The organism is Vreelandella neptunia, from assembly GCF_000712975.1.
In the GTDB taxonomy this organism is placed as follows: domain Bacteria; phylum Pseudomonadota; class Gammaproteobacteria; order Pseudomonadales; family Halomonadaceae; genus Vreelandella; species Vreelandella qaidamensis.
On record NZ_JHQL01000001.1, the window covers coordinates 433199 to 445459 of the forward strand.

General features: G+C 51.0%; 10 protein-coding genes. 9 read left to right on the forward strand and 1 reads right to left on the reverse strand.

Annotated features, from left to right (window positions below; translation table 11 throughout):
- The first annotated feature begins 23 nt into the window (after nt 1-23).
- Nucleotides 24-536: a DUF1850 domain-containing protein gene (locus CR46_RS0101990; protein ID WP_030069640.1), complete on the forward strand. Its 513-nt coding sequence runs from the start codon at nt 24-26 to the stop codon at nt 534-536.
- Between the two features lie 32 nt (nt 537-568).
- Nucleotides 569-2581, forward strand: coding sequence for a TRAP transporter permease (locus CR46_RS0101995; RefSeq protein WP_030069641.1), 2013 nt, complete (start codon nt 569-571; stop codon nt 2579-2581).
- A gap of 78 nt (nt 2582-2659) precedes the next feature.
- On the opposite strand, the gene CR46_RS0102000 is transcribed toward CR46_RS0101995, so the two are convergent.
- Nucleotides 2660-5188 carry a penicillin-binding protein 1A gene (locus CR46_RS0102000; RefSeq protein ID WP_030069642.1) on the reverse strand — a complete coding sequence of 843 codons (2529 nt, stop codon included), beginning with the start codon at nt 5186-5188 and terminating at the stop codon, nt 2660-2662.
- 193 nt (nt 5189-5381) lie between these two features.
- Here CR46_RS0102000 and pilM point away from each other — a divergent pair, with 193 nt between their 5' ends.
- Genes pilM through aroB form a run of 7 tightly spaced genes read left to right on the forward strand, consistent with a single transcriptional unit; the run spans nt 5382 to nt 11899 of the window.
- A complete protein-coding gene (gene pilM / locus CR46_RS0102005; protein ID WP_030069643.1) occupies nt 5382-6443 on the forward strand; it encodes a type IV pilus assembly protein PilM in 1062 nt (353 codons plus the stop codon).
- On the forward strand, nt 6440-7009 hold the full coding sequence (locus tag CR46_RS0102010) for a PilN domain-containing protein (protein ID WP_030069645.1): 570 nt from the start codon (nt 6440-6442) through the stop codon (nt 7007-7009). The genes pilM and CR46_RS0102010 overlap by 4 nt, the downstream gene beginning before the upstream one ends.
- Nucleotides 7006-7653, forward strand: a complete 648-nt coding sequence (locus CR46_RS0102015) for a type IV pilus inner membrane component PilO (RefSeq protein WP_030069647.1) — start codon at nt 7006-7008, stop codon at nt 7651-7653. The genes CR46_RS0102010 and CR46_RS0102015 overlap by 4 nt, the downstream gene beginning before the upstream one ends.
- A complete protein-coding gene (locus tag CR46_RS0102020; protein WP_030069649.1) occupies nt 7650-8174 on the forward strand; it encodes a pilus assembly protein PilP in 525 nt (174 codons plus the stop codon). The genes CR46_RS0102015 and CR46_RS0102020 overlap by 4 nt, the downstream gene beginning before the upstream one ends.
- A 28-nt stretch (nt 8175-8202) precedes the next feature.
- Nucleotides 8203-10230, forward strand: coding sequence for a type IV pilus secretin PilQ (locus CR46_RS0102025; protein WP_030069650.1), 2028 nt, complete (start codon nt 8203-8205; stop codon nt 10228-10230).
- Nucleotides 10230-10796 carry a shikimate kinase AroK gene (aroK, locus tag CR46_RS0102030; protein ID WP_030069653.1) on the forward strand — a complete coding sequence of 189 codons (567 nt, stop codon included), beginning with the start codon at nt 10230-10232 and terminating at the stop codon, nt 10794-10796. The genes CR46_RS0102025 and aroK overlap by 1 nt, the downstream gene beginning before the upstream one ends.
- Complete coding sequence (gene aroB, locus CR46_RS0102035; protein ID WP_030069655.1) at nt 10793-11899, forward strand: 3-dehydroquinate synthase; 1107 nt, start codon at nt 10793-10795, stop codon at nt 11897-11899. Before aroK ends, aroB begins: the two co-directional genes overlap by 4 nt.
- Nucleotides 11900-12261 lie beyond the last annotated feature (362 nt).

The following is a 12261-nucleotide window of genomic DNA, read 5'->3' on the forward strand; positions in this document are numbered from 1 at the left end:
GACATTGCCATAAGGATATTGCCATGCAGTGGCAACAACGACTGATGGTGCTCCTTGTTGCATGTTTAGCGTTCGCCGAAGTGGGGGCTTCCCCCGCTTCGGCGATTGCGTCTATGCGCCTAGTCATTGCGACCGAAGAGGGCGCTACTCTGGTGAATCAAGCAGTGCCTAATGGCGGTCGCTGGTGCCTTCAATGGAAGCACTCTGTTGAGCACTTTACGGTACTTGACTGCTATCGCAATGTGGCTGGCGTGATGCAGCTAGAGCGAAGCCATCAACCGGATTTTGCCGCCGGGCTTGGGCATATCTTTGGCCGTGGGGTGCAGGTGTCAGACGGTGAGGGCGGTTACTGGATTAACGCCATTAATGAGCCAGTTGCCAACAACCGCTATGTGTTAAGAGTGGGCTCCCCTGCGGTTAACCATCAAGTGGTGTGGCCAGGTGATGAACGCTCATCGGTGAGTTTAAGTGAGGTCGCCGCTGGGCAACGTGTCATCCTTCAATTAATTGCCCCCGACGCCGCCCCAAGTGAATAAAAACGACATTAGTTAACGCTTCCGAGGACTTCATGAACGATTCCACTCCACCGCCGGTTGTGATGCCCGGCGCGAATGCGATGCAGCCCCGCATTGTACTGTGGTGTATCACCGCGGTTGCGGTGGGCCTTTCTCTGTTTCAGCTTTACTCTGCGGGAATCCAGCCCCTGGGGCTTTTCTACCAGCGCAGCATCCACTTAGCACTGATTATGCTATTGGCCTTTTTGATGTTTCCAGCGTTTGGGCCGAAGCGGAAGCGCGGTGTTTTAGGTTGGGGGATCGATTGTCTATTTTTAGCCGGCGCGATGATCACCGGTGGTTACTTAGTATTTAATCTAGATGCGATTTTTAGCCGTGCCGGCTTTTGGAACGATACCGATATATTAGTGGCTTGCATTGCCACGGTGACGGTACTTGAGGCAAGCCGTCGTGCCGTTGGGTGTGGTATGACAGTGATTGGCCTGCTTGCCATTATCTACGCGTTTGCAGGACCTCGTGGCGAGCTGCCATGGCTAGGTGAATGGATGCCCGGCATTTTAGAGCATCGCGGCTATACCTTGGAGCGCATTGCAGGACAGCTCTATTTAGGGCAAGAGGGTATCTTTGGTTTGCCGCTGGGTGTTGCGGCAACCTATATTTTTATATTCGTGCTATTTGGGGCTTTTTTAGAAAGCACTGGTGCGGGTAAGTTTTTTATCGATATGGCGTATGCCGCCACGGGTCGCCAACGGGGTGGCCCCGCAAAAGCTGCTGTGCTGGCGTCTGCGGGAATGGGCTCCATTTCAGGTAGTGCGATTGCCAACGTGGTGACCACTGGGGCATTTACCATTCCGCTGATGAAAAAGCTGGGCTATCAGCCGAAGCAGGCGGGTGGGATTGAAGCCGCAGCATCGACCGGTGGGCAAATTATGCCGCCGCTGATGGGCGCAGGTGCCTTCTTAATTGCCGAGTACACCAATACGCCTTATTTAGAAATCGTCAAAATCAGCATTTTGCCAGCGATAATGTACTTTGCGACGGTGTATCTGTTTGTGCATATTATTGCTTTGAAGCAGGGCATGCAGGGGTTAGCAAAAAGTGAGCTGCCGCAGATGCGTCAGGTGATGAAAGATGGCTGGCACTTCCTGCTGCCACTGGCAGTATTGGTGTGGCTGCTGGCAATGAGCATGTCGCCAATGCGCGTGGGTTATTACGCAGTGGTCACCATTATCGCCGTGGCCGTTCTCCGTTATGCACTGTGGTACTTCTTTATTGCCCCCAAGCAAGGGCAGCCAGTCACCGTTAGCCGCACTAAAGGCGTGGTGTGGGCAGGGCTAGTTAAACTGGTTCAAGGCTTAGAGCTTGGCGCGCGTAATGCCGTTGCTGTTTCCATGGCGTGTGCCGTAGCAGGGATTATTGTTGGCGTAGTGGGCCTGACAGGGCTTGGCCTTAAATTCTCCTCCATGATGCTGGCTTTCTCTGGCGGCAACCTAGTGTTGGCGCTAGTGATGGTACTGCTGGCAAGCTTAATTTTGGGGATGGGGTTGCCGGTTACCGCCAGCTATATTGTCTTGATTGTGCTGGTGGGCCCAGCGCTGACCGCTGAATTTGGGGTGCCGCTATTGATCGCCCACTTAGTGGTGTTCTGGTATTCCCAAGATTCTAATGTGACTCCACCTATCGCCCTGGCAGGCTTTGCAGGGGCAGCGATTGCAGGTAGTAAGCCGATGGAGACTGGCTTCCAAGCTTGGAAGTTTGCTAAAGGGCTCTACCTGATTCCGCTGTTTATGGTCTTCAACCCAGAGATCATTGTGGGTGGGCCAGTGTTGGTGGTGGTGTGGAATGCACTGATTGCTATCTTGGCACTGTGCGCGTTTGCTGCAGCACTGGAGGGCTACTTATTCACTAAAATGTCCTTGCTGCCGCGTTTGGCGATTGGTGGCGCTATTGTTGGGGTCTTCTACCCTAGTCTGTTAACTGAAATTGCTGGGGTGGCAATAATGATGGTCGCGATTGGTGCCAATTGGGTCGCCTGCAAGCAAGAGTCTCAGCCAGTGAACGGTTAATCCAATAGCTTTAATACTCACCATGAAAAAGCCCGGCGACCATTAGGCCGCCGGGCTTTAACATTGAGAAGGCTGAGATTAGAAAATTGACTCAGCAGTACCAGATCCCTGAGAACCACTGACTTCTTCTAGTTCACGACTGATACGACGTTGCTGAAAGCCAGGAAGGTGGTCGCGGTGGAAGAGTTCCGAAATGCCTCCCGATTGACCATCCTGCAAGCGGCGGCCAGTGGTTGGGTCGATACGGGCACTGACGATAGTTTCTGGACGTTCGGGTAACGCTGAAGGCGTACCTTCTAATGCATCACCCATAAAATCTACCCAGATAGGAAGAGCGGCATTGGCGCCATACTCAGCAATAGTTTCATTGCTGTCTTTGCCTACCCACACAGTGGTCACTAAGTCGCTGTTAAAGCCAGCGAACCATGCATCACGCTGGCTATTGGTGGTGCCTGTTTTGCCAACAATATCATCGCGGTTCAAGCTTAGTGCGCCTCGTCCTGTGCCCGAGGTAATAACGTCGCGCAGCATGTCGCGCAGAATATAGACAGCCGCAGGATCGGCTACTCGAGGAGCAACAGGGTACTCTTTGCCGTTGATTTCAACAGTTTCTTGCCCTTCAGCACAGCTAGGGCAAGCAACCTGGGGCGTTGCCTCATCCACTAGTTCCTCATCATCGTTACGCGTGACGCGTTCAATGAACCATGGTGCGACCTGGAAGCCGCCGTTGGCAATTACGGAGTAGGCGTTGGTCATTTCCATGGGGGTTAAGGTAGCACTGCCTAAAGCAAGTGACAGCCCACGTGGCAAGCGGCTGGGAGAGAAACCAAACCCTTCTAAATAGCTAATAGTATGGTCTAGACCCATGGCTTGTAGTACACGAATCGTGACTAGGTTGCGCGAACGAGCAAGCGCGGGGCGCAAGCGCATTGGACCTTGGAAATCCCGGCTTGAATTGACCGGACGCCATAAGGAATTACTGCCGTCATCGAGTACAACTGGGGAATCATTAACCACGCTTGCCGCATTCATTTCGCCATTTTCTAGGGCAGCAAGATAGATAAACGGCTTAAAAATAGAGCCTGATTGGCGCTGGGCTTGAACGGCGCGATTGAACTTACTGGCGTTGAAATCAAACCCACCCTGTAAGGCCAAAATAGCGCCGGTGCGAGGATCTTGGGCAACCAAAGAACCTTCGGCATCGGGCCGTTGCGATAGGCGAAGTGTTTCGTCCTGGTTTTCAACCACTCGGATCAGGTCACCACGAACAGCAATCTGCTCTGCGCTACTTGGTTCTGCACCGCGACTGCGTGGGCTTAAATAGGGGCGTGCCCAGCTTAGGCCGCTCCATTCGATTGTACGCAGCTCTCCGCCACGGGTAAGTACCTGCATCTCACGACCACTGCTCTCAACCACAATGGCTGGCTGGAGGAGGCCATAGTTGGGCGTGCGCTCTAACACCTGTAACCAGTTACTAACGTCACCATCCACCCCTTCAACTTGTGTTTGGCTGCGCTCGGCGGCTTGGCGGGCGGTTTCGCGAATTTCGGGTGATTCTGATAATTCTTCCTCTAGCCCGAGGGTAGCGGTTTGCTCTTGAGCTTCAACCAAGCTGGCAGCGATATCCTGCTGTTCTGGCCCACGCCAGCCGTGGCGTAGATCGTATGCCAATAAGCCGTTTGCCAGAGCTTGGTGCGCATAGGGCTGTAGCGTGCTATCAATCGTGGTGTAAATACGATAGCCACCGGTATATGCCGCATCGCCAAAGCGTTCCATAGCAAATTGACGGGCCATTTCTGAAACATAAGCCGCATCTACTTCGGTTTGGGTGTAATGGCGACGTGCAGTAACAGGCTCTTGCACCGCTGCTAGATAAATATCGTTTTCAATAAGACCAAGCTCGCGCATACGGAATAAAATCCAGTTGCGACGAATGAGCGAACGCTCGGAATTAGCTAGCGGGTTAAAAGCGGAAGGCGCTTTAGGAAGACCGGCAATCATGGCCGTTTGAGCTAGCGTTAGCTCTGCCAGCGGCTTGTCGTAATATGTTTCAGAGGCTGCAGCGATGCCATAAGCGCGATTACCGAGGAAGATCTTGTTGACGTAAAGCTCGAAAATCTCCTCTTTATCAAGAATCTGCTCCATTTGCAGAGCCAGAAGAATCTCGCGAATTTTGCGAGTAAACGTCTGGTCAAGCGTCAACATATAGTTGCGCGCAACCTGCATCGTGATGGTCGAGCCGCCGGATTGGATAGTACCGCCACTCTGGGCTAACTCTACCGCCGCCCTTGCAATGCCGCGAGGGTCAACGCCAGCATGATCAAAGTAATTGGCATCTTCCGCTGCGATCAGTGCGTTAATCATGTCCTGGGGAATATCAGCAAAGTCGACAGGCATGCGGCGTTCTTCGCCAAATTCACCAATGAGCTTGCCGTCATTGGTGAAGATGCGAAGCGGTGTATGTAGTTCAAAATCCTGCAGCTGGCGCACATCAGGTAGGCCAGGTGAGAAATAAATAGCAGCACCCACCACTGCCAATACGGTAGCACCAATAAGCGCAACGATCAGTGAAAACAGTGACAGGATGAGGGTTCGAAAAAACGTCATGAACAGAGTACACCCGTGGAAATGAGAATAGACACGGTATCCAAACGACCGTATCACGCAATTGGCTGCCATTATAGGAAGGGGAAGCAGCGGTCACCAGTGTTGATATGCCGTAATGCCATTCGCGTGTGACTGAGGTGAAAATCATGTAATCTCGAAACTTGCACGTTAGGCAGGCGGAGCCGAACCCAAGATGCGCTTACTCACACCCCGTAAAGGGTTGATTGGCGTCGATATTACATCGGCGACCGTCAAGCTGTTAGAGCTCAAACAGTATAACGATAACTATCAAGTAGAAAGCTACGCTGTTCGTCCATTGCCAGAAGGCGCGGTGGTTGAAAGACGCATCCGCGACATTAATGATGTGGCAAATGTGCTTAGGCGTGCTGTGGAGCACGCAAAGCCCTCTACGCGAAAAGCGGCGGTGGCTGTACCAGCGAGTGCCGCTATTACTAAAACACTGACCTTTCCTGCTTCGCTAAGCGAAGAAGAAATTGAAGAGCGAATAATCGCCGAATCTGACCGCCATATTCCTTTTCCGTTCAGCGAAGTGGCATTTGATTTTCAATGCCTCGGTCCCGCTCCTTTTGATGAGGACAAGCAAGAGGTTATTTTAGTGGCGTGTCGCCAACAAGATGTGACCCAGCTTACCGAAACATTAGAACGTGCTGGGCTGGAACCTGCTGCAGTCGACGTAGAAACATTTGCGATGGAGCGTGCGTTGGCCGAGTTACGCCGGCAACTAAACGTCGCAAACGATCCAACTGCGTGTGTGGGGTTAGTTGATATCGGGGCGAATATGAACGCTTTTCACGTGGTACGGGGCGGGCACATTGTGTATAGCCGCGATACCGTGTTTGGTGGACGTCAGTTAACCGATACGATTCGTGAGTATTACCACATGAGCATAGAAGAGGCTGGTTTTGCTAAAAAGCGTGGCGGGCTACCTAGTGATTACCAAGAGAAAGTGCTCACTCCATTTTTAGAGACGGTTGTGCAACAGGTAGGACGGTCATTGCAGCTTTATTATACCGCTGGTCGTCAGCATGAGGTTCAACATATTGTGTTAGCAGGTGGTTGTAGTGTTATTCCGGGCCTTGCAGAGCGTATCGCTGACGATAGTGGTATGTCGGTAACTATCGCTAACCCGTTTCAGCGTATGCGCATCAATAAACGGATTAATAAAGAAGCGTTAAGCAATGACGCACCTGCGATGCTAACGGCGGGCGGATTGGCAATGCGAGTTAGCCAATGAGTATTAATATCAACCTTTTGCCATGGCGTGAAGTACAGCGAGAAAGGCGCACGAAGAAGTTTTACGGCGTTATGTTATTGATGCTAGTGGCAGGTGCAGCGTGTGGGCTAGGCATCTTGCACATATATCAGCAGCAATTGGCTGCTCAGCAACAGCGTAATGCTTATATTTCTACCTATATTGAGCAGCTCAACATTGAAATTTCCGATGTGCAGCGCTATCAGGGTGATACAGAACGTTTAGGCGAGCAGTTAGCGTTGTTTCAAACGCTTAATTCCGAACGTATGAGTACAGTAAGGCTGTTTAATGATATTGCCGCTAGCGTTGCCGATGGTGTGGTGTATCAACGTATGACACGCAGCGGAGAGCTCGTTAGCCTTTCAGCGGTCGCCAGTAATGAGCGTCAAATTTCTGAGCAGTTACGACAAATTGCAGATATGCCTGGGTTGGGTGTACCGCTATTTTCTGAGGTTGCCAGCGGCCAAGATGACACACGGCGTGTTTTTCAGTTTGAAGTGATGCAGCAGCCTCTTAGTGACGCTGTTTCCTTGGAGGCTGCACCATGATGGTTAACCGTGGACAGATTAACCGAGAGTGGCAACGTCTGCGCAATCTTGATTGGCAGACGTTGGATGTTAAAGAAGCCGGCGAGTGGCCCGGGCTGCTGAAAGCTCTACTAGGACTATTTGTTTTTTTAATTTCTTTTTTAGCTATTAATTGGTGGTTCGTGGGCGAGTCGCGTGACTTACTTGCCGCGGAACAGCGTCAAGAAGAGCGACTGTTAGTCGAGTATCGACGCAAAGCCTCTGAAGCTGCCTTTTTGCCAGATATACGTAGTCAGTTGTCGATTCTTGAAGAACAGATGGTGCAGATGCAGGCAATGTTGCCTACCAGCGCAGAAATACCTTCTTTATTAGACAGCATCAGCGACGCTGCCATTGAGAACCGGTTGACCATTGAGACTATTCGTTTAAGGCCTCCGGTGAGCAATACCCACTATATTGAGCACCCTTTCGATATCCAGGTGCGAGGGGGTTACCATGCGTTGGCGCAATTTGTCTCGGATATTAGCGATCTAGCGCGAATTATTACTCAACACGACTTAACACTCTTGCCTGTTGATCAGAGCGGTGACACGCTACGAATGACGCTACTTGCACGCACATATAGCTACAAGACAGTATCGGCAGAAGGGGGCAGCACGCCATGAAGCGCTTGTTATGCCTGCTGCTGTGTAGTGTCGGCTTATCTGGTTGCAGCGATCCTCAATTAGGCCAGCTAGACCAAACACTTTCAGAAATACGCCGTGCTCCTGGTGGGCAAGCGCCGGAGATAGTTAAGAAATTACCAGAGTACCAGTCGCTTGATTACCGTTTTAGCGATGCACGCAGTCCTTTTTTAGCGCCTGAGGGCGTTCGCAAAAATGCGTTGCAGGTGGAGCAGGTCATGAGTGAACTTGCCCCCGATCAACAGCGCACCCAAGAGCCGTTGGAACGTTTTCAGCTTCAGACATTACGCTTAGTCGGTACGCTGCGTATGGGAGGGCAGCAAGTCGCATTAATTGCCCCTCCTGAGGGAGACATTGTTAGCGTACGAGAAGGTAATTATCTAGGCACCAACCATGGTCTTATTAACCAGATTGGCCCACAGGAAATCAGTATTGTTGAACGCGTTTTCAGCCCTCAGCACGGGTGGCAAGAGCGGCAGGCAACGCTCACCCTCGAGGAATAATTTTTTACTTGTTACCGGATATCCCCCTATGGTCGTCACATTTCGCCAAATTTTACTGTTATTGATAGCCTTCGTGCCGTCGCTCGGCATGGCTTCAGTACTTACCGATTTAGATGTGCGCCAAACCAATAACGGTAATGTAGAGTTAGTGTTGCAGTTCAGTGGCGGCGTTGCCCAGCTAAGAGGCTATCGGTTAGACGCACCTCCTCGTCTAGCGCTTGATTTAGCCGATACACAGAGTGCCGTTGCCCAACGCCGTATTGCCGTTAGCCGTGGTGGTGTTGAGCAGGTGACCGTGTTGGAGGGCAGTGGGCGAACGCGTCTCGTGGTTGATTTGAATGAATCCCTTGATTACACCTCTCGTGTAGTCGGAGATCAGCTAAGAGTCACCCTCTCAGGAAACTCCGCGTCTATGCCAGCATCGCAGGCTACTCAGCCGCCCAACCAAGGGCCCCGTGTTGAAAATATTGATTTTCAGCGTGGCGAGAATGGCGCGGGACGTGTTTTGGTGACATTTAATCGCGATGGTGTAGTGACTAACCTGCGTGAAGGGAGCGGAGGCAGTGTATTGGTAGAACTGAGGGACATTGACCTGCCCGGTGCGCTTAACCAAGTTTATGATGTCACCGATTTCGCGACACCCGTTACTCGTATTACTCCCTTTGTTGGGCAGCGTGATGTGCGACTTGAACTGCAAACGAATGGCCCTTACGCGATGATTTCATCGCAAAATGGACGTACGCTGGCAGTTGAGATTCAGCCAGTCAGTCAAGCATCACAGCAGGAGCGAGAGCAACAAGGGGAGTCGTTTACTGGAGAGCGATTAAGCCTTAATTTTCAAGATATTGAAGTACGTGCAGTACTGGCTACCTTGGCAGAGTTTACTGGTCTCAATCTAGTGGCCAGCGATAGCGTTGCTGGTCGTATTACGCTTAATTTGAACGATGTTCCCTGGGATCAAGCATTAGCGCTGATCTTGCAAAGCCAAGGGCTTGCAAGCCGTGAACAGGGTAATGTGATCGTAGTAGCGCCAGCTAGTGAACTGGCGGCGCTTGAACGACAAGAGATAGAAACACGCAACCAGCGCCAAACGTTGGCACCCTTAGTCACTGAATTTATCGAAGTAAAATACGCGCGCGCTGAAGACCTTGCCCAACTGTTGCGTGGTGGTGATGGCTTTGGTCTGTTAACCGATCGAGGGCGAGTTAGTATCGATCAGCGTACCAACACGCTACTGGTACAAGATACCGCAGACCAGGTGCGCGATATTATTCGCACGTTAGATCGCTTGGATGTGGCCGTGAGGCAGGTGCAAATTGAAGCAAGAATTGTTATTGCTCGAGATACCGCCTCACGGGAGCTGGGTATTAACTGGGGGGCGTCAACTACGGGAGGCTTCCAGCAAGATAGCAACGGCGTTTTTGAAAGACGTAATGTAAACCCTAACAGTCTCAATCGAGCCCAAGCGGGTCTGGCGGTTGATTTAGGATCCACGGCAGCGTCCAATACAGGGTTTAGCTTTGGCTATCTTTCTGGTGATATTTTACTGGATTTAGAGCTAAGAGCGCTGGAAAGTGAAGGTAAAAGCCAAACAATTTCTCAGCCCCGAGTGATCACTGCCAACCAACGTACTGCTATTATCCGTCAAGGTGAAGAACGTGCTTTCCAGAGCGTAGATGCTCAGGGAAATCCTGATACAGAGTTTAAGGAGGCCGAGCTTTCCTTGGAAGTAACGCCACAAATCACTCCGGATAACCGCATCATTATGGATTTAGTGATTAAAAACGATAGTTTCCGGGAAAGTGAATTTGGTGGTGAGCCGCCAATTGATACGAACCAAATAGAAACCCAAGTGCTGGTTGATAATGGGCAAACGGTAGTGCTGGGCGGTATTTTGACAACAGAACAGTTGAGCCAAATAGCTAAAACACCGCTGCTTGGGGATATCCCTTTGCTTGGGCGACTGTTTCGCTATACCGAAGAGAGCAATGAAAAGGTAGAGTTATTGGTCTTTATTACTCCACGACTACTTGATGATGGTTTGGCGGTTCGCTGATGCAAGAATTACCCAATATTTTTTTAATTGGCCCCATGGGGGCTGGCAAGAGCACGATAGGTCGCTTGCTCGCGGCTGAATTATCGCGCTCGTTTTTTGACAGCGATCACGCCATACAAGACCGCTGCGGCGCGGATATACCTTGGATTTTTGACGTTGAAGGTGAGCCTGGCTTTCGGCTGCGTGAAAGCCAGATGATTGACGAGCTGACTCAGTTGCCGAACGTGGTGGTAGCGACCGGCGGTGGAGCGGTGCTACGTGAAGAAAATCGCCGTGCTTTACGTGAACGCGGTACCGTCGTTTATTTACTGACCACCGTTGACCAGCAGCTGAAGCGGACTGCCAAAGATCGCAACCGCCCTTTATTACAGTGTGATAATCGTGAGCAAGTACTGAACGATATGTTTGCCACACGGGATCCGCTGTATCGAGCGACCTCCGATATTACGGTGCGAACTGATCGGCGCAGTCCACGTGCGGTGGTCAACGAAATTCTGCGTCGTGTCCATCGTATGGTGGACCCTTTGGAAATTGCGCGGGCCCAAAGCAAAAAGGTATCACAATGACTGAAACAATAAACGCCCAGCGCACACTCACCGTCGCGCTAGGCGAACGTAGCTACCCAATACATATTGGCGTTGGGCTGCTTAAACGTGCCAACGTCTTAGTGCCTTATCTTGCTGGTCAGCAGGTGATGGTTGTGACCAATGAGGCTATCGCACCGCTTTATTTAGAATCGCTTTGCGCCAGCCTACCGGATCATTTAGATGTTCATACCGTGGTGTTACCTGACGGCGAACAGTACAAAAGCATTGAGCAGGTAAGCCGGATTTGGGATGCGCTGTTAGAGGCGGGTTTCAACCGTCGCTGTACGCTGATTGCCTTAGGTGGTGGTGTGATTGGCGATATGGTCGGTTATGCAGCAGCTGCTTATCAGCGTGGCGTTGCTTTTATTCAGGTGCCTACCACGCTACTTTCTCAGGTTGACTCCTCGGTAGGTGGGAAGACCGGCGTTAATCACCCGTTGGGTAAGAATATGATTGGCGCGTTTTGGCAGCCGAAAGCAGTCATCGTTGATATCAATACTTTGACCACACTGCCTAGTCGTGAGCTTTCTGCAGGCTTGGCAGAGGTAATCAAGTACGGGTTAATCCGTGATGAGCGTTTCTTGGGCTGGCTAGAAGAGAATATGCAGGCGCTACGTGGTGTTGAGCCTTCGGTAATTGCTGAAGCGATTGCCCAAAGTTGCCAAATTAAAGCTGACATTGTGGCGGAAGATGAAACTGAGCAGGGCGTTCGTGCGCTGCTAAACCTGGGGCATACCTTTGGGCACGCCATCGAAGCGCATCAGGGTTACGGTAACTGGCTACATGGTGAAGCTGTGGGAGCGGGCATGGCGATGGCGGCAACGCTCTCTCATCAGCTTGGTTGGATTGATAGCAATGCCCTCGCGCGTGCTAAGGCAGTTATTGAAAGCGCCGGATTACCACTGGCGGCACCTGCCGGAATGACAGTAGATGACTTTTTAGCTCGTATGAAGCTGGATAAGAAGAATATTGATTCCCGGCTACGTTTGGTGCTACTCAATGCCCTAGGAGACGCCTGTGTAAGTGATGCCACGCCGCCTGATATGCTGCGTGAGCTACTTCACCACTTTCCGCGCAACTAAATATTAAAGCGTATTGTTAAACGCTATAGGCTGGCAGTATTGATAACTGACATTACTGGTCAAAGGCAGTATTAATAAAAAAAGCTATACGGAAAACCCACCTTCGCGTGGGTTTTTTGTTGCCTGGCTGTCAAGTGAGGATCATTTTGTATGTAATCCGCATGCCTTATGCGCTATCGGCATGGGGTTTTTGAGCGATTTGATACTAAAGTTTAATATTGTGTTGGCATCGTTGAAATAACGTTTTGCTGCATTGCAAGTGGTTGAAGTTAATATATTTTTCCATTAAGTGCGAATGCAAATGCAGGATTTGACGAGGTTTTTTGAAGATTTGCGGGTTCTGGGTGATTGCGCTACACACC